The 23,455-nt window shown below is 46.5% G+C and carries 15 protein-coding genes; 9 read left to right on the forward strand and 6 right to left on the reverse strand.

The window, feature by feature from the left end:
- The first annotated feature begins 2 nt into the window (after positions 1-2).
- The 4 genes from AOC28_RS01330 to AOC28_RS01345 all read left to right on the forward strand — a co-directional run bounded on the left by AOC28_RS01330 (position 3) and on the right by AOC28_RS01345 (position 7,470).
- Positions 3-1,682 carry an efflux transporter outer membrane subunit gene (locus tag AOC28_RS01330; RefSeq protein ID WP_072582204.1) on the forward strand — a complete coding sequence of 560 codons (1,680 nt, stop codon included), beginning with the start codon at positions 3-5 and terminating at the stop codon, positions 1,680-1,682.
- Positions 1,679-2,932 (forward strand): efflux RND transporter periplasmic adaptor subunit, encoded by a 1,254-nt coding sequence (locus AOC28_RS01335; protein WP_072582205.1) that lies wholly within the window; start codon positions 1,679-1,681, stop codon positions 2,930-2,932. The genes AOC28_RS01330 and AOC28_RS01335 overlap by 4 nt, the downstream gene beginning before the upstream one ends.
- A 2-nt stretch (positions 2,933-2,934) precedes the next feature.
- On the forward strand, positions 2,935-6,063 hold the full coding sequence (locus tag AOC28_RS01340; RefSeq protein WP_072582206.1) for an efflux RND transporter permease subunit: 3,129 nt from the start codon (positions 2,935-2,937) through the stop codon (positions 6,061-6,063).
- A gap of 87 nt (positions 6,064-6,150) precedes the next feature.
- On the forward strand, positions 6,151-7,470 hold the full coding sequence (locus tag AOC28_RS01345; RefSeq protein WP_072582207.1) for a lipase family protein: 1,320 nt from the start codon (positions 6,151-6,153) through the stop codon (positions 7,468-7,470).
- 70 nt (positions 7,471-7,540) lie between these two features.
- Here AOC28_RS01345 and AOC28_RS01350 read toward each other — a convergent pair whose 3' ends face one another.
- From AOC28_RS01350 to AOC28_RS01365, 4 genes are read right to left on the reverse strand one after another with little or no spacing between them, the layout of a single operon-like run.
- Complete coding sequence (locus AOC28_RS01350; protein ID WP_072582208.1) at positions 7,541-9,679, reverse strand: M3 family metallopeptidase; 2,139 nt, start codon at positions 9,677-9,679, stop codon at positions 7,541-7,543.
- 52 nt (positions 9,680-9,731) lie between these two features.
- Complete coding sequence (gene folD / locus AOC28_RS01355; protein ID WP_072582209.1) at positions 9,732-10,586, reverse strand: bifunctional methylenetetrahydrofolate dehydrogenase/methenyltetrahydrofolate cyclohydrolase FolD; 855 nt, start codon at positions 10,584-10,586, stop codon at positions 9,732-9,734.
- A 15-nt stretch (positions 10,587-10,601) separates the two neighbouring features.
- On the reverse strand, positions 10,602-11,249 hold the full coding sequence (locus AOC28_RS01360) for a response regulator transcription factor (RefSeq protein ID WP_072582210.1): 648 nt from the start codon (positions 11,247-11,249) through the stop codon (positions 10,602-10,604).
- 35 nt (positions 11,250-11,284) lie between these two features.
- Complete coding sequence (locus AOC28_RS01365) at positions 11,285-13,807, reverse strand: PAS domain-containing sensor histidine kinase (protein ID WP_072582211.1); 2,523 nt, start codon at positions 13,805-13,807, stop codon at positions 11,285-11,287.
- Between the two features lie 205 nt (positions 13,808-14,012).
- Between AOC28_RS01365 and aceE the strand changes: the two genes are divergently transcribed.
- Genes aceE through lpdA form a run of 3 tightly spaced genes read left to right on the forward strand, consistent with a single transcriptional unit; the run spans position 14,013 to position 20,120 of the window.
- Entirely contained in the window at positions 14,013-16,709 is a 2,697-nt protein-coding gene (aceE, locus tag AOC28_RS01370; RefSeq protein WP_072582212.1) for a pyruvate dehydrogenase (acetyl-transferring), homodimeric type, read from the forward strand.
- A 15-nt stretch (positions 16,710-16,724) separates the two neighbouring features.
- Positions 16,725-18,329 carry a dihydrolipoyllysine-residue acetyltransferase gene (gene aceF, locus AOC28_RS01375; RefSeq protein ID WP_072582213.1) on the forward strand — a complete coding sequence of 535 codons (1,605 nt, stop codon included), beginning with the start codon at positions 16,725-16,727 and terminating at the stop codon, positions 18,327-18,329.
- Between the two features lie 9 nt (positions 18,330-18,338).
- Positions 18,339-20,120 carry a dihydrolipoyl dehydrogenase gene (gene lpdA, locus AOC28_RS01380; protein WP_072582214.1) on the forward strand — a complete coding sequence of 594 codons (1,782 nt, stop codon included), beginning with the start codon at positions 18,339-18,341 and terminating at the stop codon, positions 20,118-20,120.
- A gap of 75 nt (positions 20,121-20,195) precedes the next feature.
- Here the strand turns inward: lpdA and AOC28_RS01385 are convergent, their stop codons facing one another.
- Positions 20,196-20,447, reverse strand: coding sequence for a hypothetical protein (locus AOC28_RS01385; protein WP_143143854.1), 252 nt, complete (start codon positions 20,445-20,447; stop codon positions 20,196-20,198).
- 248 nt (positions 20,448-20,695) lie between these two features.
- Positions 20,696-21,250 (reverse strand): phasin family protein, encoded by a 555-nt coding sequence (locus AOC28_RS01390; RefSeq protein WP_072582216.1) that lies wholly within the window; start codon positions 21,248-21,250, stop codon positions 20,696-20,698.
- Positions 21,251-21,448: 198 nt separating this feature from the next.
- On the opposite strand from AOC28_RS01390, the gene AOC28_RS01395 reads away from it, so the two are divergent.
- Positions 21,449-22,336, forward strand: coding sequence for a DMT family transporter (locus AOC28_RS01395; RefSeq protein ID WP_072582545.1), 888 nt, complete (start codon positions 21,449-21,451; stop codon positions 22,334-22,336).
- A 109-nt stretch (positions 22,337-22,445) separates the two neighbouring features.
- Positions 22,446-23,450, forward strand: coding sequence for a serine hydrolase (locus AOC28_RS01400; RefSeq protein WP_072582217.1), 1,005 nt, complete (start codon positions 22,446-22,448; stop codon positions 23,448-23,450).
- Positions 23,451-23,455: the final 5 nt, after the last annotated feature.

The raw sequence follows: 23,455 nt of genomic DNA on the forward strand, positions 1-23,455 counted from the left end.
GAATGCCATTACATAGAAACATTATTTCTCATGCACTAATTATTTCTGGCGCCTTGATTCTTGCCGGTTGCACGATGGTGGGCCCAGATTTTGCAAGACCACCTGTTAAGGCGGTAGATCAATATAAATCAACAGCTCAAACAGAATTTACCGAATCTTTAGGTGAAAATTCAAACAAGATTTTGAACCCTGTGGAGTGGTGGCAGGGCTTTAATGATCCGACTCTTAATACTTTGCTAAAGCAAGCTACTGCACAAAACCTCACACTGCAACAAACTGCGCTGCGGATATACCAGCTACAGGCTCAACTTGGGGTGAGTGATGCTGCATTATTACCATCTGCTAATTTAAGCGCTTCGTATTCCAATACCCGTAATAGCGCAATTCAAGAAATTGTTAATGATTCCAATAATTTGGTCTCAAAAAATGTCTTGGTTCAAATGAGTTGGGAGCTCGATTTTTGGGGCAAGAATCGTCGTGGAATTCAAAGTTCTTTGACCTCTTATTTATCTGGGGTTGCAGCCTTCTACTCTGCAGATGTGTCTTTAACTGCGGATGTTGCGAATACTTACATCAATATCCGCAACTATGAAGAGCTGATCATGGTTGCTAAAACTAATTTAGCTTTGCAAAAAGAAAGTTTGCGTATTGCAGGAGCGCGCTTTAAATACGGCGCCACCTCGATGTTAGACCTGAGTCAAGCGCAAGCCCAGTATGAGCAGACGAAGGCCCAGATTCCAGCTTTGATCGCGAATTTAAAGAAAAACCAGCATGCCATGAGTATTTTGCTGGGTGAGCCTCCTGACTACTATGAAAAGACTTATGGAAACACTAAGGGAAGTCTCAAGCCTCCATCTGTGCTTGGAGTTGGTATGCCAAGAGATCTTTTACGTCGCCGTCCAGATGTCCTGCAGGCTGAATTTGATGCTGCATCTAAATCTGCCTTGATTGGTGTAAGTAAGGCGCAACTGTTTCCAACATTTACCTTGGGAGGCATCTTTGGCTTTGCCACATCAAATTACGGAACTTTATCCTCCGCCAATTTATTTAGTTGGGGCAACAGCTCTTCTGGGGTTAACGCCGGACTTTACTTGCCGCTGTTTTATAGGGGTGCAATTGTGGATCAAGTCCGAGTGCAAGATGCTATTTTCCAACAGAGCCTCTTGGCCTACCAAAATCAAGTCTTAAATGCTCAGAAGGAGGTTGAAGATTCGCTCATTACTATCTCGACCACTAAAAGTTCAAAAGAGGATTTAACTCGCGGTGTGGTTGCGGCGCAAAGTGCCGCAGATTTAGCTCTTGAGCGTTATAAGGCGGGGCAGAATGATTACACCACGGTGATCACTGCGCAGCAGAATCTATTAAATATCCAAAACTCCCTAGTCCAAACTTCATCAAACGAACTCATCGGATATGTAGGCGCATTTAAAGCGCTTGGTGGCGGTTGGACTGCGGACATGACTCCTCCTAAGTTGCCTGATCAGATGGTTGCCGATATGACCGACCGAACAGATTGGGGTTCTGTCCTCACTAGGACAGGTGATCCACTAACGGTGAAGGCTAGCAAGTTTTTGGTAGATGCTCCTGATCCATTAAAGCCCACACAAACTACAGTGCCGGCCACTTTAAATACACCTTCAAATACAACGACTCCGCCGACCCAGGGAAGTGCTGCGCCATGAAAGATCTATTAATAAAAGCCAAACTTTTGCTGATGCCCTTGTGGGGCAAACTTTTGACTCTATGGAGCTCACTCCTGGGAAAATGGAATGCATTCCTAGTAAAGCTAAGCGCGGTTGAGATTCCTATTCTCAAGAAGAAACTTTCACCACGGACAATTGGGGTTTCTTTATTCGTTCTCGTTTCTTTGATTGCGCTGATTTGTTTGAAGTCTTGTGGCAAAGAAATTAAGCAGACCCCAATTCCAGTGACAACCGCTCAACCACTGTCTCAGGAGATCCGCAGTTTTGCGACCTTTGATGGTCTGGTGGACCCATACCTCACGGTGAACTTGGATGCACGCGTTAAGGGCTACCTTACTAAGATTGGTTTTGCTGACGGAGCGATGGTGAAGAAGGGCGATCTTCTGTTTGTCATTGAGCAGGACCAATACATACAAGAGGTGAAATTAAAGCAGGCAATTTATACCGAAGCGAAGCTTGAGTATGGTCGTCAGAAATCTTTACTCAAAGAGAATGCAACCTCTCAAGCAGCCGTTGATAAGGCCTTATCGCAATACCAGCAATCGGAGGCTAATTTAACGCTCGCAAAGATTAATTTGGGCTATACCGAAATCAGGGCGCCTTTTGATGGACTGATGGGAAGACACTTATTGGATGTTGGTACCTATTTAGATTCCACTACAAAGGGTGTACAACTCTCTACTATTCAGCAGATCTCACCCATTTATGTGTACTTCTCTATTAATGAGAGGGATTACTTAAAGTTTCAAAAGGGTCAAGATGTAAACGCAGAACGCAAGTCTGAAGTAAATACCTTGCCTATCTATGCTGGTCTTCAAGGTGAAGTTGGATATCCTTTTGAGGGCGTCTTGGATTACGCCGCTAATTTGATTTCCACAGAGACTGGGTCCTTGCAATTGCGGGCAATCTTCAAAAATGAGAAGTACGAGTTAATCCCTGGTTTATATGCTCGAGTTATGGCTCAGTATGGCGCGCCAAGACAGGCTTTGCTGCTACCCAAGACTGCTGTAATGACAGATCAAGTGAGTGACTATGTTTTTGTTTTGGATAATGCCATGCGCGCACAACGTCAAGATATTAGCTTGGGTCAGCGCTTTGAGAAGTATGTCGAGATTAGCAAAGGCTTGACTCCCGACAGTAAGGTGGTCATTAATGGTTTTATTAATCTGAGCATGAATCAAATTGCTAACCCAACACAGGTCACACTTGAGGCAATGCCGGCTCGATAATCATGCTCTCTAAATTTTTTATCGAACGGCCGGTACTGGCCAATGTGATTGCTCTAGTCATGCTATTGATTGGAGCAGTGTCCATTAATAGTTTGCCGATCGCTCAGTACCCAAATATCGTTCCACCCACGATTCAGGTAACAGCACGATATCCAGGTGCAAGCGCCACGCTTGTACAGCAATTAGTAGCGAGTAATATTGAAACTCAAGTGAATGGTGTTGATGGCATGCTCTACATGGAGTCTGCATCCACCAATGACGGAAACTATACCCTCACCGTGACTTTTAAGGTTGGTACGAACCCTGATTTAGCTCAGGTCAATGTACAAAACCGAGTGGCTATTGCACTCCCCTCCTTGCCGCAGGCAGTTCAAAAGCAGGGCGTCACTACTAAGACGCAATCGACTGCCATTCTGCAGTTCGTTACCCTCACTTCATCCAATCCAGATCATGACGGCCTATTTTTAAGTAACCTGGCTAACTTAAAGTTGCAACAGCGCTTAGCGCGATTGCCGGGCGTAGCTGCTGCCAATGTCTTTGGTGTGGGCAATTACAGTATGCGAGTTTGGCTTGACCCAGCCCAACTCAAGATGCGCAATCTGACGCCAAATGATGTCATTGCCGTTATTAATAAGCAAAACGTCTTGCTAACTGCAGGTCAAATTGGTGCCCCGCCCACACCGATAGGTCAAGATTTTCAGTTGACGCTTAATGTCACCAGTGCCATGACAACCCCCGAGCAGTTCGGCAGAATTGTTGTCAAGGCTGGTAACAAGGCTGAAATCACGTACTTGCGTGATATTGCTAGAATAGAAATGGGTAGTCAGAACTACAGTCAATTCTTCAAGATTGATGACAGGCCTGCAGGTGGCATAGCCATTTACCAAATGCCGGGTGCCAATGCGATTGCTACTGCACAAGCGGTTCAGGATGAGATGAAGAGTATTGCCAAGACACTTCCAAAGGAAGTTACTTGGGCTATTCCGTTTGACACCACGATGTTTGTGAAGGCCTCTATTCATGAGGTTTATAAAACGCTTTACGAGGCGGGCATCTTAGTTCTTCTCGTAATCATGATTTTCTTGCAGAACTGGCGTGCCACACTGGTGCCTGCTACAACAGTGCCTGTCACGATTATTGGTGCGTTTGCTTGCATGGCTGCACTTGGCTTCTCTATCAACCTGCTCACCTTGTTTGCGATCGTTTTATGTATCGGTATTGTGGTCGATGATGCGATTGTGGTGGTTGAGGCAGTTTCTAAGAAGGTGGAAGAGGGCGAAGATCCTAAGCAGGGCGCAATTGATGCCATGACTGCTTTGATGGGGCCAATTATTGGCATTACCTTGGTATTAATGGCGGTGTTTGTTCCTGCTTCGTTTATTGCAGGTATTACTGGCCAGATGTATCGGCAGTTTGCTTTGGTGATTGCGGCAACCGCTTTAATTAGCGGCATTAATGCGATTACTTTAAAGCCAACCCAGTCAGCTCAATATCTCAAGCCGATTGACCCTAATAAGGTTAAAAATAAGCTCTATCAAAAATTTGATTTGTATTTCAATCGCCTGGCTACTTGGTATGGCCATAAAATTGAAGGCTTGATGAAAAATCGAGCTAAGGCATCGATGGTTGGTATTGCAATCATTATTGCTTCCCTCATTGGTTTAATGTTTGTGCCCTCTGGCTTTATTCCAAACGAAGACCAGGGCTATTTAGTGGTATCGACCACCTTGCCTGATGCAGCCTCTTTGCAGCGGACTGAAGAGGGTATGAAAAAAGCAGTTGATGTCATTAAGAAGGTTCCTGGTGTTGATACGGTTGTGGTAATCGGCGGCATTAACTTGCTGAACAACAGCAGCTCCCAATCCAATGCGGGCGGCTTATACGTCATTATGAAGAAGTGGGAAGAGCGAGGTAAGGGCCAGAGCCTCAAAGAAATCTATATGAATATGAACGAAGGGCTTAAGCAGGTGCAAGAGCTAAAATCTTTCGTGCTCTTACCGCCAGCTATTCCAGGATTAGGTCTATCGGGCGGTTTTGAGATGAGGTTAATGCTGACGGATGGCAGTAATAATTTTGCTAAGCTCGATGCCGCTACTAAGACCTTCATTAGTGAGGCGCAAAAACATCCAGAGATCATGGCGATTTTTACGCCATTTCAAAACAATGTGCCACAGCTGCAACTGAGCTTCAATGTGGGCAGGGCCGAAACTTTTGGGGTCGATATTGGGGATGCTTATGACGTATTGCAATCCTACTTGGGGTCTTCTTACGTCAATCAATTCTTTAAATACGGCCAAACTTATCAAGTGTATGTTCAGGCCGATGGCAAATATCGCAATGCGATAGATCAGGTGAGCCGTCTCTATGTAAAAAATAGAAGTGGCAATATGGTTCCGTTGGGATCTTTTATTGATGTTAAAGATACCACTGGGCCTGCATTTGCATCCCAGTTCCAGCTTTATCCGTCAGCCGCTGTCTTGGGGGCAGCCAATGATGGTTATAGTTCTGGACAAGCCATGAAAGCCCTGGAAGATGTTGCTAAATCTTTGCCAGATGGCGTCACTTACCAGTGGGCCGGCATGTCCTACCAAGAAAATTTGGTAGGTAATACCGTGATCTTAATCTTTGCGCTATCGATCTTGTTGGTGTACTTAGTGCTCGCAGCGCAATATGAAACATGGGTTGCTCCTCTAGCAGTTCTCACTGCAGTGCCGTTGTCTTTATCGGGTACGGTATTGGCCTTATTGCTTACGGGCCTGTCAAATAACATTTATGTGCAGATTGGCCTCGTGTTAATGATTGCTCTGTCTTGTAAGAACTCCATTTTGATTGTTGAAGTTGCTATTGAGTGTAGGCACAAGGGCATGAGTTTTGTTGATGCTGCACTAGAGGCTTCAAGAGAGCGCTTTAGACCAATCGTCATGACATCGATTGCATTTATCTTGGGTGTTATGCCATTACTTCTGTCTACTGGTGCGGGAGCGGCGGCACGTATCTCCTTAGGCATTACCGTATTTAGCGGCATGATTGCCTCTACCTGTCTTGCAGTGGCATTGGTGCCAGTCTTTTACGTTGAAATCGAAACCTTCTTTGAGCGCCGCGCGAACAAGAAAGCTACCAACAATCAGTAATAAACAACTAAGCAAATAGCATTTATTGGCGCCCACTAGATCTTGGTGTCTAATAATATTTTGGATCCTAACTTACCCATTTAAGCTATGAAAAAAATGACTCGTCTTTTGGTTTTAGCGCTCGGCACAACCCTGAGCATCCTATCTTCCACTGTGTATGCTGATCCGCCTGTCCCTCCTTTTTATGAAGAGGTTATCAAAATGAGTCCTGACGGTAAGCTCGGGCAAATTCTGAAAAAAGAAAAAATCAAGACGTCTGTTAAGGGTGCTCAAGCCTGGAAAATTGCTTATGTCACATCTGATGTTGGCGGACGCAAGCATCTTGCTACTGGTTTGGTGGTTGCCCCAATCGGAACCCCGCCTAAGGAAGGTAGACCTATCATGGCTTGGGGGCATGGGACAACCGGCGCTGCACAAAACTGTGGTCCTTCACAAGTTCTCAATCCAACAGCACCCCTCAATGAATACTTTTTAGTTGGTGGCAATTCTTGGACGGATTACGGCATCCCTAGTATTGAAGAATTTATCAAAGACGGATATGTAGTAGTTGCAACGGATTACCAAGGCCTGGGTGGTGGAGGCGAGCATCAATATGCTTTAGCGGCAACCAATGCCATGGATATGATTGATTCAGCTAGAGCTGCTAGCGCTTTAAAGGAGGCTGGGGCTGGTAAAAAGACGATTATTTATGGTTGGTCGCAGGGCGGTGGCGCTGTCGTTGCTGCGGCAAGCATGCCAGAGTACATTGCCCAAAAGGGAACGATTGCCGATGGTATTGAGCTCGTTGGCGTGGTTGCCTTGGCTCCAGATGACATTGCCATCATGATGCCTAATTCAACTATAGATGATGCAAGTGCACAAAAATCATTAAGTGGAATCGTCCAGATGTTCACTGGAAATGTTTTTGATTTTTCACATATGGCAATGAGCATGTGGGGTGTAAAGGCTGGCAATCCAAATCTAAAACTCACCGATATCTTTACGAGTGACGGCGCTAAGGTGCTTGATGAGGTTATCCGAAACAAATGTATGCATGCTGTGGCGGATACACTGAATTTCAATTACAGCAGTCAATACAAAATATTATTAAAAGATCAATTCACCAATTCTCTTGAATGGACAAAAGCGATGGTCAAGGGCAGCGTGAATCCTGTGAAACCCATTGCGCCCGTAGTAATCTATTGGGGAAATAAAGACACCACAAATCCCCCAATCATGGGTAAGCTCTATCAGGAGCAGATGTGTAAATTAGGAGGCAATGTAAATAGGGTTGAGTTGCCGGGTGATAATTCTCATTTCACAACTCCTGGAGCCTCTGCACCCCTATATCAGGCCTGGATTAAAGATCGACTAGCAGGTAAGCCGGCACCAAATAATTGTCAGCTAGCAGCCCAGCTCCCAAGTTAATTCAGGAGCTTACTAATAAAAAACCCATCTATAGCGATGGGTTTTTTATTTGGAGCTTTAGGTTTCACTCTTATGCTAATCCGCCATGACGCAATAAGGCATCAATGCTTGGCTCTCTACCTCTAAAGGCTTTAAAAGATTCAGCAGCGGCGCGACTGCCACCAACCTCTAAAATCTCTTCACGATAACGAGCACCTGTTTTCTCATCTAAGACGCTGCCAGTGAGTTTTGCTGCTTCCTCAAAAGCTGAGTAGACATCAGCAGATAACACTTCCGCCCACTTATAGCTGTAATAGCCAGCTGCATAACCACCAGCAAAGATGTGACTAAAGGTATTGATCCAACGAGAGATGGCTGGTTGTGGAATAACGTTAAATTGATCAGCAATCGCTCTGGAAAGGTCTAATACTGCGTGACCTTGAGCATTCTTCGCATCAAAGCTCGCATGTAAGCGCCAGTCGGTAAGAGACATCACGATCTGACGCAGAGTCATATAACCATTCTGGAAATTCTTGGCAGCAAGGATCTTTTCAAATAATTCGCGTGGAAGAGGTTTGCCAGTTTCGGCATGTGCAGTCATCTTTTCTAACACCTCCCATTCCCAGCAGAAGTTTTCCATAAACTGGCTCGGTAGCTCTACCGCATCCCACTCAACACCATTGATGCCAGATACGCCTAAGGCGCTTACTTGAGTTAAAAGGTGGTGTAAACCATGGCCACTCTCATGGAAGAGGGTGATGACATCATCATGAGTAATGGTGGGTTGACGCAACACACCATCGACCTTGACTGGCGGCGCAAAGTTGCAAACCAAATAAGCAACAGGCACTTGGATTTCGCCATTAGGTAAAACTCTACGACCACGGGCATCATCCATCCAAGCCCCGCCACGCTTGCCAGGGCGAGCATAGGGATCCAGGTAGAAGTGGGCCACGATATTACCCTTGGCATTTTTCACTGAAAAGGATTGCACATCGGCATGCCAAGTTGGCAAATCTGCCGCTTCAATCTTGACGCCAAACAGAGTCTGAATAACTTGGAAGAGACCATCTAACACTTTAGGGAGAGGAAAGTATTGCTTGAGCTCATTCTCCGAAAAGGAATAGCGTTCTTGCTTCAATCTTTCGGATGCAAAAGCAACATCCCATGGCTCCAATCCATCAGCAATAGATAGCTCGGTCTTGGCAAACTGAGAAAGCTCTTGCCAATCTTTTAATGCAAATGGTTTTGCTTTCTGGGCGAAGTTGGTCAGAAAGGAGTCAACTTCATCAACGCTGCTGGCCATCTTCGGTGCCAAACTCAGTGCGGCATAGTTGTTGAAGCCTAGCATGTGAGCTTCCTCATCGCGCAGTCTTAACTGATCGAGCATGTTCTGAGTATTGTCCCAATCCAGTTTACCTTTGGCATATTGGGGTGCCAGTTCAGAAGCGCGGGTGACATAAGCTTCATACATCAAGCGACGCAGCGCCCGATTCTCTGAGTACTGCATGACTGGGTAGTAAGAGGGGAAGTGCAGAGTAAAGGCCCAGCCCTGGAGACTCTTCTGCTGGGCAGTATCTGCAGCAGCTGCAATAGCGTCCTCAGGCAAACCTACCAAATCAGCTTTATCAGTGATTAGATGAACAAAACCATCGGTAGCATCTAAGACATGGTCTGAAAATGCTTTACCTAAGGTTGCCTGCTCATCCTGAATTTGTGAAAAGCGGGGCTTATCTGCATCACTGAGTTCTGCGCCACCCAGACGAAAATCTCGCAAGGAGTTTTCAATGACTTTCTTTTGAGCTGCGCTGAGTTTTGAAAAGTCAGGCGCTTTGCTGAGTTCTTTAAACTTTTTGTAGAGCTCTAAATTTTGACCAAGGCTTGAGAAGAAAGCGGTGACCTTAGGTAGCATCTCGCCATAGGCAGCGCGCAACTCCGGGGTATCGGCAACGCCATTGAGATGGGATATCACGCCCCAAGACCTACCAAAAAATTCAGTAGCATCTTCTAGTGGTTCAGCGAGGGCATCCCAAGTAGATGGAGTGCTTGGATTGACTGCTACATCCACAGCATCTTGCGCTTGCTTGAGTAAATATTCAATCGCTGGTGCAATGTGCTCAGGCTTGACTTCGGCGTAGGCAGCAATGCCGCGCCCAAAAGTAGTCAGTGGATTATTTTGCAATTCTGCGGGGAGGGTGCTGCTCAGGAAGCTAGATGTGGATGTAGTCATCCCTCTAGCTTAATGGACTGGGAGCAATTTTGCCAAAAGTCCCAGTAATTCCTCAGAGCTTGGCGGCCTTTTCAGCAGCTTCCAAGGTATTCATGAGAAGCATGGTGATGGTCATCGGGCCAACACCACCTGGAACCGGGGTAATCCAACCGGCGATGTATTTAGCCGTATCAAAATCCACGTCGCCACAGAGTTTGCCATCAGGCAGGCGATTAATGCCCACATCAATGACAACTGCACCATTCTTCACCATGTCGCCGGTAATCATTTTGGGTTTACCGGTGGCAACCACCAAAATGTCAGCATCCTTGGTGTGATGTGCCAAGTCACGAGTCTTGCTATTGCAAATGGTGACCGTTGCTCCGGCTTGTAATAGCAGCATCGCCATTGGCTTACCCACGATATTGGAGGCACCAACAATCACAGCGCGAGCACCACGAATAGGGTAATCAATGCTTTCAAGAATCTTCATGCAGCCATAAGGGGTGCAAGGCTTGAATTCTGGTTGACCAACCATCAAGGCGCCAGCATTAGCCACATGAAAGCCATCCACATCTTTTTCTGGAGCAATCGCTTCTAGTACGCGCTCAGAGGCAATGTGCTCTGGTAGCGGGAGTTGCACCAAGATCCCGTGTATTGCAGGATCCGCATTGAGAGTGGCAATACGCGCGAGTAATTCTTCTTCGCCAAGTTCTACAGAATAGCGCTCTAAAACAGAATGAAAGCCAACGTCTTCACAGGCTTTTACTTTGTTGCGAACATATACCGCGCTGGCAGGGTTGTCGCCAACCACGATGACTGCTAAACCAGGTCTGGTGCCTTTGGCGGTGACGATTGCACCACGTGCAGCAATTTCCGTGCGTAGTTTTTTAGAAAGGGCGTTTCCGTCTAATAATTGAGCTGGCATAGAAAACCCCGGTAATTAATTAGGCTGGGGATCAGACAAAGCCAGGCGGAGTAGGTCGGCAACTGTGTTGACGTTGAGCTTTTCCATGATGTTGGCGCGGTGTGCTTCAACAGTCTTAATAGAAATACCGAGGTCATCAGCAATTTGTTTATTCAAACGGCCTGCAACAATGCGCTCTAGAACCTGACGCTCACGACCAGTTAACTTGCTGAGTAAGCTCTGGGTAATTTTGCGTTGGCTGGCTTGTGAATAATCGATGCGCGCTTTAGCAAGCATGCGATCCACTAAACCACAAAGATCATTTTCTTTAAAAGGTTTTTCAATGAAATCCACTGCGCCACGCTTCATCGTGGAGACGGCCATCGATACATCGCCGTGACCAGTAATGAATGCAACTGGCATTGGTAGGTTTTCGCTGGTTAAGCGCTCTTGCAATTCAAGGCCTGACATCCCAGGCATGCGCACATCCAAAATGGCGCAAGAGATGGTTGACTTATCGGTGCTTTGCAAAGACTGTAAGAAACGTTCGGCGCTGGCATGGCACCGTACAACATAACCATTGCTTTCTAAGAGCCAAGTGAGCGAATCTCTTACTGCTTCATCATCATCCACTACGTAAACAACTTCAGCTTGGTTTGGTTTTGCAGTAGCGCTTAAGTTCATAACAGTTCTCGCGAGGTAAAACTTCAAATTCGGTGTTAAACAGTAGCCTTGAATCCAGGGGATTCCAGCGGAAGAAGTATTGTAAAGGTGCAGCCAGCCAGCTTGGTTTGTTCTGAGTCTTGGACGTTGGTAGCCCAAAGCCTGCCATGGTGAGATTCAATAATGGAGCGGCAAATATTGAGCCCCATACCCATTCCATCGGACTTTGTGCTGAAAAACGGCTCAAATATGCGTTCCAGGACGTTTTCCGAGATTCCGCCCCCAGCATCGGTAACCTGGATTCTGAGCATGGCCGGGAAGATGCTGGTGTCTAAATCTGCACTAATCCGAACTGGCGGGGCTGACCAACGGGAGGAAAGGGGGTAAGCCTCGCGGACGCTATCTAAGGCGTTTTTAAGAAGATTGACTACTACCTGCAGGATCAGGACTGGATCCAGGTTAACTACGGGCAGATTTTCGGCAATTTCCGAGCTAATGACTAAGCGATGGCGGTGGGCTTCAATTTCGACCAAGCCAACGGCATCACTAATAATTTCAGTAATGTTTGCAGCTTTGCGCTGAGGTTCGCTGCGTTTTACAAAGCCTCGAATACGTTGAATGATGGTGCCAGCACGATGGGCTTGTTCAGAAGCCTTTTCTAATGCCGGCAAAATATCTTTAGTTAGTGCAGGGTCAAGATGCCCATCCAAACGCTTAGCAACACCCATGCAGTAGTTTGATATGGCTGAAAGAGGTTGGTTTAGTTCATGAGCTAAAGAGGATGCCATTTCACCCATTGTGGTGAGACGACTGGTGAACTGCATACGCTCTTGTTGTTGTAGTGCCAAATCATCTGCTTCTTTACGAGCGGTAATGTCAGTGGCAATCAATAGCTGCGCAAGATGTCCATCTACCCACGGGATATAACGACGTCTAACTTCAAACCATTGATTATTGTCATCGCCTAGCTGAACTTCTTCTGACTCTGACTCTTGATATAAAAATGGCGTTGGAATTCCAGGGGGAGAATCCTCAAGATCTTCTGCAATATCTCGCATCGTCGTGTTGCTGGTATCGCTGCCCGCTAATTGGAAGTGACCTTTAGAGTTGTCACCAAAGCGCTCCCGATAAAAACGATTGGCAAATAGCAGGGCGTTAGTCTCTAGCGAGACCACCGACACAGCGGCATCTAGACCTTCTAGAACGGTAGTGAAGCGATCTTGAGAGGCAGCTAATTCTTCGCGAATCTTTTTAGGTTCGGAAATATCAATTAATGAAGTAACCCAACCAGTCTGCTTGCCTTTTTCATTAATCAGCGGGGCAATAAAGGTGCGGGTCTGTATCAAGGAGCCGTCTTTCTTTAAGATCACTCCTTCGATGCCGACCCTCATGACAACGCTGATGTCGGACTTCATTGCCCGATTCATTTTCTCAACAAGCTCATCTCTTCTGCTATCTGGCCAGAATGGAAAGGGCGGAGTGAGACCTATTAACTCATCTGATGTCCAGCCTGTCATTTCGCAAAATGCTCGATTCACATATGTAATCCGCTTTTGCATATCATGCGCACGAATACCCACAGGGGTGGAGTCTTCCATTGCATTACGAAAGCTGGTTTCTTTGCGCAGGCTTGCTTCAGCCTCTTGGCGTACTTGCATTTGCTTTAGTACAGACCACAAACTCCAAACTACGAATGCGCTTAATCCAATCACGACGCCAATTAACATCCTGAAGGTGAGGTTGGTTGGCGGAGGATAGGTATCTATGCGTAAATTAATGTTGGGGCTTAAGACCCCAATATCTAAGCTTGTCTGATTGCTAAATGCTCTTTTAGGGGTATCTCTATCGGAAGAGATGCCTAAAACTCTTTCATTGTCAGTGAGCAAGGTAAAGCGGTAATGGGATTTGAGGTCGCTTGGTAGAGCATCCAATATTCCTTGAGTCGTATAGAGTGCCGCCAAGAATCCAACAACTTCTCCGCCAACGATATTGGGCACCACTTGCCAAAGAACGATTTTTCTATCCGTGGAGATCGGTGCATCACCCGGTAAATTTAAGGAAACAAACTGGCTAAAAGCTGCTCGACTAGTTACTCGGCTAAGCTCGATAGTTGATGCAAGACTAGAATTAATGAGCTGATCATTTTGAGTTTTGCTAATCCAATCCGATTTGTTACTTTCAGCAGGAGCTGCCCATAGCCGCTGATTTTGATTATTTAGCCAAATGATTTTGACGATCTCATGGTTATTTAAAACAAGATCTTCTGCTTGCTCGCGCGCAATTTGTCTGAGCTTCAATTGATCTTCGCTTGCAGCCATTTCTCGATTAATCGTTGTTAATGCATCAAGGTTGCTGGCGAAACGAGATTGAATACGCTGTTTGGCAAATGACAGCTCTCTAAATAGGGCAGCCTCTTGCTGATTCTTTTCTTGTAAATGCAGCGTTCCCAAAATAATGCCCATGACTGCTGTAAACAGAACAATGGCTAAAAGCGGGGTGTAAACAATCCTAAATCCACGTATTTTGCGGAGCCACCTAAGGGGGCTAAGGACTAGGCTGGAAAATGCTGTTTTTCTCATGAATACAGAGCATTTTGCCTTATTTGCCTGTTTATATAGCCAATTCTGCCCACTATTTAGCTTCTTATTTGCACCGCAATAAAATACCACATTATGAGAAATATTATCATTATGTGGAAAATTGCTTGTTTACACCCATATACCTTCCTAGAATATTGCCTATAGAGTTGATGACAAATTAAGCACTATTTAATGGAGACAAAAGATGGCAGCAGTTCCAGACCAAGTATTAGGTAAACAGAACACTCAGGATGCGGATCCTGGTGAGACACAGGAATGGTTACAAGCGCTCGATGGCGTGATTCGTAACGAAGGTCCTGAGAGAGCTGCCTATCTCATCGATCAACAAATTTCTCATGCTCGTGTAAACGGAGTGGTGCAGCCATTCCATGCTGAGACTCCTTATATCAATACTATTCCTGTTGAAAATCAAGCGCGTTTGCCTGGCGATCAAAATGTGGAGCATCGTATTCGTTCATACACTCGCTGGAATGCCATGGCGATGGTGCTTCGTGCGAACAAAGACACGAACGTTGGTGGACACATTTCATCGTTCCAGTCTGCAGCTACTTTGTATGACGTTGGCTTTAATCATTTCTGGCACGCACCGTCGCCTGAGAATGGTGGCGATTTGATATTTGTTCAAGGGCACTCTGCTCCCGGCGTCTATGCACGTGCTTATATGTTGGGCCGTCTCGAAGAAGGTCAGCTCAACAACTTCCGCCAAGAAGTTGGCGGTAAAGGCATCTCTAGTTATCCACATCCTTGGTTGATGCCAGACTTCTGGCAGTTCCCAACCGTATCGATGGGCTTGGGCCCGATCATGGCGATTTACCAAGCGCGCTTTATGAAGTACCTAACAGACCGCGGCTTCATTCAAGAGCAAGGCCGTAAAGTTTGGGCATTCTTGGGCGATGGCGAAACCGACGAACCAGAATCCTTGGGTGCGATTGGTATGGCCGGTCGTGAAAAACTCGATAACCTGATTTTCGTAATTAACTGTAACTTGCAGCGTCTAGACGGACCAGTGCGCGGCAACGGCAGCATCATTCAAGAGCTTGAGAGCGAGTTCCGCGGTGCCGGCTGGAATGTGATCAAAGTAGTGTGGGGCGGTCAGTGGGACGCTCTCTTTGCGCGCGACAAAAAAGGTATTTTGATGCAACGCTTAGGCGAGATCGTTGACGGCCAGTATCAGACTATGAAGTCTAAGAACGGCAGCTACGTTCGCGAGATCGTTTTCAATACTCCAGAATTAAAGGCTTTAGTAAGTGACTGGAGTGATGATGAAATTTGGCAACTGAATCGCGGTGGCCATGATCCCCATAAAGTTTATGCAGCATTCCATGCGGCAGTAAATCACAAGAATCAACCTACAGTGATCCTAGCCCACACCATTAAAGGTTATGGCATGGGCGGCTCAGGTGAGGCGATGAATATTGCCCACCAAGCGAAGAAGATGAACGATGACGATGTGCGTCGCTTCCGTGATCGCTTTGAGATTCCCGTTAAAGATGAAGAGTTGGACGAAATGCCTTTGGTCAAGTTTGCCGAAGGTAGCCCGGAATTAGAGTACATGAAGGCGCGTCGTCAAGAGTTGGGTGGTTACTTGCCGCAACGTCGCACTAAAGCGGAGAGCTTGCCAGTTCCCGCTTTAGAAGTATTTGCTCCATTGCTTGAGGCAACTACTGAAGGCCGTGAGATTTCTACAACTATGGCATTTGTGCGCATACTCAATACAGTAGTGCGCGATAAGGTGTTGGGTAAACGGGTGGTACCGATTGTTCCTGACGAGTCCCGCACCTTTGGTATGGAAGGCATGTTCCGCCAATTAGGAATCTGGAATCAATTAGGCCAACTTTACACACCAGAAGATCATGATCAATTGATGTTCTACAAAGAGGACAAGACAGGTCAAATTCTGCAAGAAGGTATTAATGAAGCCGGCGGTATGTGCGACTGGATCGCTGCTGCGACTTCTTATTCCACCCATGGTGTACCCATGTTGCCTTTCTATATCTTCTATTCCATGTTTGGTTTCCAGCGTATCGGTGACTTAGCTTGGGCCGCAGGAGATATGCGTAGCCGTGGTTTCTTGCTAGGTGGTACAGCTGGTAGAACTACCTTGAACGGCGAAGGCTTACAGCACGAAGATGGCCATAGTCATTTGTGGAGTGGTGCGGTTCCCAACTGCATCAGCTATGACCCAACCTTCTCATTTGAATTGGCCGTAGTCATTCAGGATGGTATGCGTCGTATGTTGGAAGTTCAGGAAGATGTTTACTACTACGTTACTTTGATGAATGAAAACTATTCACACCCCGCAATGCCTAAGGGTGCGGAGAATGACATCATCAAGGGTATGTATAAGCTCAAGTCTGTTGGTGATGACAAGGCAAAATTGCGTGTACAACTCTTAGGTTCGGGAACGATCTTCCGTGAAGTGATTGAAGCTGCGGAGATTCTCCATAAAGACTGGGGTGTTGCCTCTGACTTGTGGGGTTGCCCAAGCTTTACTGAGCTAGGCCGCGATTGGACTGCAGTTCACCGTAGCAATTTATTAAACCCAACTGCTGCACCCGCCTTATCTCACGTAGAAAAATGCCTGAAAGATACTACAGGCCCAATCGTTGCTGCTACCGACTATGTTCGTCTATTTGCTGAGCAGATTCGTCCAGCAATTCAGCATATGGGTCGCCGTTATGAAGTATTGGGTACTGATGGCTTTGGTCGTTCTGATACTCGTGAAAAACTCCGTGACTTCTTTGAAGTAGATCGTCGTTGGGTTGTTCTCACTGCCTTGAGATCTTTGGTTGACGCTGGTCAGCTTGATCGCTCTAAGTTGGCTGAGGCGATCAAGAAGTACAACATCGATACTACTAAACCAAACCCAATGACGGTTTGATAAGAGACAAATACTATGAGTCAAATAATTGAAATCAAAGTCCCTGATATCGGCGACTATAAAGATGTACCAGTCATTGAAGTCTTGGTTAAGCCTGGCGACAAAGTTGAGAAAGAGCAATCCATCGTGGTGCTGGAGTCTGATAAAGCCACCATGGATGTTCCCTCATCACACTCTGGCATTGTGAAAGAAGTCAAAGTCAAAGTGGGCGATAACCTTTCTGAGGGGTCCCTTGTAATTACCTTAGAAGAGGGCGCGGCAGCAACAACTTCTGCACCAGCGACAGCAGCAGCAAGCGCTCCTGCGCCAGTAGCAGCTGCCAGCGGCGGATCCCTCATCGAAATCAAAGTCCCGGATATCGGCGACTATAAAGATGTACCAGTGATCGAAGTCTTGGTTAAAGCCGGTGACAAGATTGAGAAAGAGCAATCCATCGTTGTGCTGGAGTCTGATAAAGCCACCATGGATGTTCCTTCTTCGCACTCAGGCATCGTCAAAGAAGTTAAGGTAAAGGTAGGCGATAACTTATCGGAAGGATCGGTAGTTGTGATCTTGGAAGGTGGGGCATCTGGCGTATCGACTTCTGTGTCTACTCCTGCAGCTGCACCAGCCGCGCCAGCAATTAAAGCGGTAGAGCCTCCGATTGCGCGCGCACCCGCACCACCTCCTATCAGCAATACTCCTCCGCCAGTCGACGACTCAGTAAGTCATGCAAGTCCATCTGTGCGTAAGTTTGCGCGTGAGCTTGGTGTCACTATTACGCAAGTTAAAGGATCTGGCCCTAAAGGTCGCATTACTCAGGAAGACGTCCAAGCCTTTGTGAAGGCAGCTATGAGTGGTGGTGCGGGTAGTCCTGCTGCTGCTTCTAGTGGCGGCAGCTTAAGTGGTTTGAATCTGATTCCTTGGCCGAAGGTTGATTTCACAAAGTTTGGTGAGATCGAGCGTCAACCACTCAATCGTATTAAGAAACTTACTGCAGCCAATTTGGGCCGTAACTGGGTGATGATCCCAGCCGTGACTTATCACGAAGATGCTGACATCACTGATTTAGAGGCATTCCGCGTTCTCACCAATAAAGAGAATGAGAAGAAGGGCGTCAAGATTACGATGCTGGCTTTCTTAATGAAGGCTGCAGTCGCTGCATTGAAAAAATATCCAGAGTTCAATAGCTCTTTGGATGGTGATGATCTGATTTTGAAGAAATACTTCAATATTGGATTTGCCGCAGATACTCCAACTGGACTGGTTGTACCGGTCATTAAAGATGCCGATAAGAAAGGCATCTTTGAGTTGGCGAAAGAAACTTCTGACTTGGCGGCACTCGCTCGCGATGGCAAGTTAAAGCCAGATCAAATGCAAGGCGCTAGCTTCACGATCTCATCACTAGGTGGTATCGGAGGAACGTATTTCTCCCCAATCGTGAATGCTCCTGAAGTGGCGATTATGGGCGTGAGCAAGGCAGCTATGAAGCCAGTGTGGGATGGTAAGCAGTTTGTGCCACGCCTCATTTGCCCATTGTCTCTCTCTGCAGATCACCGCGTGATTGATGGTGCTTTAGCTACCCGCTTCAATGTGTACATTGCTCAGCTCTTGGCCGACTTCCGTCGCGCTAGTCTGTAAGGGGGATCTATGGCTAAGCAAATGATCCTTGTGCCGGATATTGGTGACTATGCAGATTTACCGGTCATTGAAGTGCTGGTTAAAGTAGGCGACGTGATTGAAAAAGAGCAGCCGCTATTAGTTCTTGAGTCCGATAAAGCAACCATGGAAATCCCAGCCGATGCTGCAGGAATTGTTACTAGTATTGCAGTCAAGCTTGGAGAGAAAGTCAGTAAAGGTTCTGTAATTGCTGAAATTGAAGCGAGTGGTGCGGCGCCTGCACCTCAGGCGGCTCCAGCAGCAAAACCTGCTGCTCCAGCTGCACCTGCTGCTATTGCCCCCGCCCTAGTAGCGGGGCAGTACAGCGGCAAAGTAGATCATGAGTGTGAAGTGTTAGTGCTCGGTGCTGGCCCTGGTGGTTACAGCGCAGCGTTTCGTAGTGCAGACTTGGGTATGAATACTGTTTTAGTGGAGCGCTATCCTACTTTGGGCGGGGTTTGCTTAAACGTTGGGTGTATTCCATCTAAAGCATTGCTGCACACCACCTCAGTCATGGACGAAGTCAAGACCATGGCTAAGCACGGCATTACTTTTGGAGCACCGAAGATTGAGATTGATCAATTGCGCGGTTACAAAGAGTCCGTCATTGCCAAATTGACCGGTGGTCTTGCTGGTATGGCAAAGGCTCGTAAAGTAAAAGTGGTGCGTGGTCTAGGTAAATTTTTAGATGCAAACCATGTCGAGGTAGAGTTAACTGATGGTGCTGGTCAGGATCTCACTGGTCAAAAAGAAGTGGTGCGCTTTCAGAAGGCAATCATCGCTGCGGGTAGTCAGCCAGTGAAGTTACCTTTCCTGCCTGAAGATCCACGCATTGTAGATAGCACTGGTGCTTTATTACTCAAGAGTATTCCAAAGCGGATGCTCGTTATTGGCGGTGGCATTATTGGCCTAGAGATGGCTACGGTTTACAGCACACTCGGTTCACGCATTGATATCGCCGAGATGATGGATGGTTTGATGGCAGGTGCCGATCGTGATTTAGAAAAGGTCTGGGAGAAGTTCAATGCCGGACGTTTTGAAAAGATCATGCTTAAGACTCGTGCTTCTAAGGCAGAAGTTAAGTCTGACGGAATTCAAGTTTCTTTTGAAGGTGAGAACGCACCAGCTGAACCACAAACTTATGACTTGGTATTGGTTGCAGTGGGACGTACTCCGAATGGCAAAAAGATTGATGCCGGTAAAGCAGGTGTGCAGGTAGATGAACGTGGCTTTATTCCTGTTGACAAACAAATGCGTACCAACGTTTCTAATATTTTTGCGATTGGTGACTTAGTCGGTCAGCCGATGTTGGCACATAAGGCGGTCCATGAAGGTCACGTTGCTGCGGAAGCTGCTGCTGGTGAAAAATCTTACTTCGATGCGAAGCAAATTCCATCTGTTGCCTATACCGATCCCGAGGTAGCTTGGGCTGGTTTAACAGAAGAACAATGCAAGGCTCAAGGCATCGCTTATGAGAAAGGTTTATTCCCATGGGCAGCTAGTGGTCGCGCGATCGCTAATGGACGTGATGAAGGTTTCACAAAACTCATTTTTGACGCTACGACCCATCGCATTATTGGTGGCGGAATTGTGGGAACACACGCTGGCGATTTAATCGGTGAGGTGTGTTTGGCTATTGAGATGGGTGCTGATGCAGTGGATATTGGTAAAACAATTCATCCCCACCCAACACTGGGTGAGTCTGTAGGTCTTGCGGCTGAAGCAGCTCACGGCCATTGCACTGATTTGCCGCCAGTGAAAAAGAAATCTTAAGTAGCGCTTAAAGTGTAAATGCAAAAGCCCCGAGTAATCGGGGCTTTTGCATCTCAGCATCTATGAAGATGGATTCTATGAAATCAGTTTGGCATTGAGCTCACGAATACGTTCATCCACATAGTAGCCCCCGCATTCCGTATATCGAAGGTATTTAGCACCACAATGCTTGCATTCAAATACATCAGATTTATTGTATGGATGGAAGGCGGTAGAAATAGGGGCATCCGTAGACCAGATAGTCATTCCCTTAAGAAGGTCTTCCTCCCAGCATTCCGGAGCATCTTCGACTCTCAGAGTTCCAACGCACTCCAGGGAATTTGTCATGAAACCGCCCGGGATACTTTCCCAGCCTTCACAGCTCAGCGATAGGCAGTCTGGACATTTATCTTTGGGGTCAAAAGACTTGGCGAGGGAAAGTAACTCGTCTCTATTGAGGTTTTTAGTCATTCGAAGAAATTAGTATAAAAGTACGCTGGGTAGGGCATGTTTTTAAAGGATAAATTGCGCTAACGAATGTATGTAAAAAAGCCCCGAGCAACCGGGGCTTTCGCAGTCAAGACACTCGCTCAGAATTATTTCTTCTTCGTTGCCTTGCTAGCTTTCTCTGCAGTCTTCAATGCAGTTTCTGTTGCGCCACTAAGATTGGTTTGTGCAACTTCAACTGCGTGCTTAACTGCTTTTTGACTAGTTTCAAATACATTGTTTGCAGAAGCAATTGCTTGCTTCATTGCTTGCATAGCTGCATCTGATCCGGCCGGTGCATTTTTTGTCCACTCTTCTACTAAAGAGTTCATTTTCTTTTGGCCAGCTTGGAATTCTTTTTCAGCGGATTGTGTAAAGCTGTTTTGTGTCTCATGGGCCAACTCATATAAATGACGGCTATAGGCCATAATTTTTTCTGCCATTGGTTGCACTGCTTCGGCTTGATGGGCTAGCAGCTGTTGAATATCTTTCACTTCCAGTGCTTTCTTGGCGCTATTCATGCTATCGCTCAAGCTTTGTTTGGCAATATGCATATTGAGCTCAACCAACCTTTCAATGCTTTGCAAAGCTTGATTGGTTAAGCCACTCAAAGTCTCTAAGTTTGCTTTTTGTGCGGCTGCAATTTGTTCTGGAGTTAAGTTCATCTGCATCTCTTTCCGTTTAACTGTTTTGAATATTTTGATCTTCGCCTTTTACCTAATGTACTCTCTTTGCACCATTGTATGGCATAGATGTTGCGTTGCAGCATAAATGGCTTGCCATGTAGATCAAGGGTTCAAATGAGAAAAGAGCCTAAAATTAGGAGCTCAGTAAGAAATCTCAATATTTTCAGTAAGTTACCCATGAAGCTTTCGCTTGATAACGCCATTGCACCGATCTTTGTCCTCATTTGGAGTACTGGCTTTGTGATTGCGCGTATGGCAATGCCATATGTAGAGCCAGCCACCTTCCTATTTTGGCGTTTTGTAGGGGTGTTAGCGGCTATGGCAGCGCTCAGCCTTGTGTGGAGAATCACCTGGCCTAGTTGGTCTCAAATCAAGCACATCGCCATTGCAGGGATCTTGCTGCAGTTTGGCTATTTGCTCGGCGTTTGGTTTGCTGTGCGTCTGGGAATGACAGCAGGATTAGTGGCCATTATTGTTGGTCTGCAACCCATCGTTACGGCCTGGTTTGCTGCTTGGATTTCTGAGAAGGTCAGCTCAGGTCAATGGATAGGTCTAGGCTTCGGGTTTGCGGGTGTTGCGTTGGTGGTTGCCGAGAAGATTGGCTTTAACCACATTCCATTTGTTAGTTATGTTTTGGCATTTATTGCACTTCTATCTATTACCTTTGGCACCCTATATCAGAAGAAATTCTGCCCCGTATTTGATCTGCGTGCTGGATCCTCTATTCAGTTTGGGGTATCGGCAGTGTTGTGTTTCTTTTGTATGTATTTCTTTGAGTCTGGCGTAATGGTTTGGAATCCATCTGTTATTGGCGCCTTGCTATGGGCCATCTTCCCCCTGTCAATTGGATCAATTAGTTTGCTATTTATGATGATTCGCAAGGGTGCTGCCACTAAAGTCACCAGCTTTCTTTATTTAGTGCCGCCGACTACTGCTGCGATGGCTTGGCTCTTATTTGATGAGCCATTTACATTGCTGATGGCGGTAGGTTTGTGTTTGACAATGACTGGCGTGGTGCTGGTGAATGCCCGTCAGACTAATACAGTAGCGACGATTGCCGAGTAGGGTAGTCATTTGGTGGGATAAATTATCTGGATTGGGGCGAATAAAACCGCTTTGTCTTCGGAAATTAATTATCATTCCGTATGTTGAAAGTTTTGGAAGGTATTTTGGGATGCGTTTGAATCGATTTTGGCCCCTAGTTATTGCATTGCTCTTTTCAATGGGAGTGCTGGGTAACGCACCTGTTCAGGCCGCAACAAAAGATAAGCAGAAGCAAGCAAAGTCAACAAAAGTGGTGACTAAGTCACCCAAAAGAGCCAAGACTGTCCGCGTCACTGTTACTAGATCATCTGCACCCGTAGTTGCAGGACCTCCATCATTAGCTACTGCATTAGGTTTGCGTGGTCAGCGCGATGAGCTCAATCTTAAATCCGCTGTAGTGATGGTGGTCAATCAAGACACGAAGGAAGTCTATTACGAGAAGAATCCTTCCGTCAGTTTGCCCATTGCCTCTATCACCAAGCTCATGACTGCCATGGTGACACTCGATGCAAAATTGCCAATGGATGATGTCATTGTCATTAATGCTGAAGACGCGCATATTTATCGGCACTCTCGTTTGGCTGAAGGCACCTCACTTACCCGAGAAGATGCGCTGCATTTGGCTTTGATGTCCTCTGAGAACCGCGCTGCATATACCTTAGCCAGAAACTATCCCGGCGGCCTACCCGCATTTATTGCTGCCATGAACCGTAAGGCAAAAGATCTCGGCATGGAGCACTCTCACTTTGAGGATCCCACTGGACTGACTAGTGAGAATGTTGCTTCGGCAGAAGATCTCACACGCATGCTCAATGCCGCCTATCAGTACAAAACCATTCGTGAGTTCTCAACCTGGCCAGATTTAACTATGGTCATTGCCAATCGCCCACAAAAGTTTTTGAACACAAACCGTTTGGTGCGTTCCGGGGATATGGATATTGGATTGCAGAAGACGGGCTTCATTAACGCTGCAGGTCGATGTTTAGTCATGCAGGCAAGAGTAAACAACACACCATTGCTATTGGTCTTTTTGGATTCTGTAGGAACGCAATCCCGTTTTGCCGATGCAGTGCGGGTGCGCGATTGGTACGAGCGCATGCCATCTGGCGCGCAACCCATTCGTCGCTTGATGTAACTGCT

This window comes from Polynucleobacter sp. MWH-Adler-W8, assembly GCF_001889925.1.
In the GTDB taxonomy this organism is placed as follows: domain Bacteria; phylum Pseudomonadota; class Gammaproteobacteria; order Burkholderiales; family Burkholderiaceae; genus Polynucleobacter.

What these genes read in the sequence shown, in the direction of transcription:
- AOC28_RS01330 (WP_072582204.1), top strand. Translation starts at nt 3, where the DNA reads ATGCCATTACATAGAAACATTATTTCTCATGCACTAATTATTTCTGGC.
- AOC28_RS01335 (WP_072582205.1), top strand. Translation starts at nt 1,679, where the DNA reads ATGAAAGATCTATTAATAAAAGCCAAACTTTTGCTGATGCCCTTGTGG.
- AOC28_RS01340 (WP_072582206.1), top strand. Translation starts at nt 2,935, where the DNA reads ATGCTCTCTAAATTTTTTATCGAACGGCCGGTACTGGCCAATGTGATT.
- AOC28_RS01345 (WP_072582207.1), top strand. Translation starts at nt 6,151, where the DNA reads ATGAAAAAAATGACTCGTCTTTTGGTTTTAGCGCTCGGCACAACCCTG.
- AOC28_RS01350 (WP_072582208.1), bottom strand. Translation starts at nt 9,679, where the DNA reads ATGACTACATCCACATCTAGCTTCCTGAGCAGCACCCTCCCCGCAGAA.
- folD (WP_072582209.1), bottom strand. Translation starts at nt 10,586, where the DNA reads ATGCCAGCTCAATTATTAGACGGAAACGCCCTTTCTAAAAAACTACGC.
- AOC28_RS01360 (WP_072582210.1), bottom strand. Translation starts at nt 11,249, where the DNA reads ATGAACTTAAGCGCTACTGCAAAACCAAACCAAGCTGAAGTTGTTTAC.
- AOC28_RS01365 (WP_072582211.1), bottom strand. Translation starts at nt 13,807, where the DNA reads ATGAGAAAAACAGCATTTTCCAGCCTAGTCCTTAGCCCCCTTAGGTGG.
- aceE (WP_072582212.1), top strand. Translation starts at nt 14,013, where the DNA reads ATGGCAGCAGTTCCAGACCAAGTATTAGGTAAACAGAACACTCAGGAT.
- aceF (WP_072582213.1), top strand. Translation starts at nt 16,725, where the DNA reads ATGAGTCAAATAATTGAAATCAAAGTCCCTGATATCGGCGACTATAAA.
- lpdA (WP_072582214.1), top strand. Translation starts at nt 18,339, where the DNA reads ATGGCTAAGCAAATGATCCTTGTGCCGGATATTGGTGACTATGCAGAT.
- AOC28_RS01385 (WP_143143854.1), bottom strand. Translation starts at nt 20,447, where the DNA reads ATGACAAATTCCCTGGAGTGCGTTGGAACTCTGAGAGTCGAAGATGCT.
- AOC28_RS01390 (WP_072582216.1), bottom strand. Translation starts at nt 21,250, where the DNA reads ATGAACTTAACTCCAGAACAAATTGCAGCCGCACAAAAAGCAAACTTA.
- AOC28_RS01395 (WP_072582545.1), top strand. Translation starts at nt 21,449, where the DNA reads ATGAAGCTTTCGCTTGATAACGCCATTGCACCGATCTTTGTCCTCATT.
- AOC28_RS01400 (WP_072582217.1), top strand. Translation starts at nt 22,446, where the DNA reads ATGCGTTTGAATCGATTTTGGCCCCTAGTTATTGCATTGCTCTTTTCA.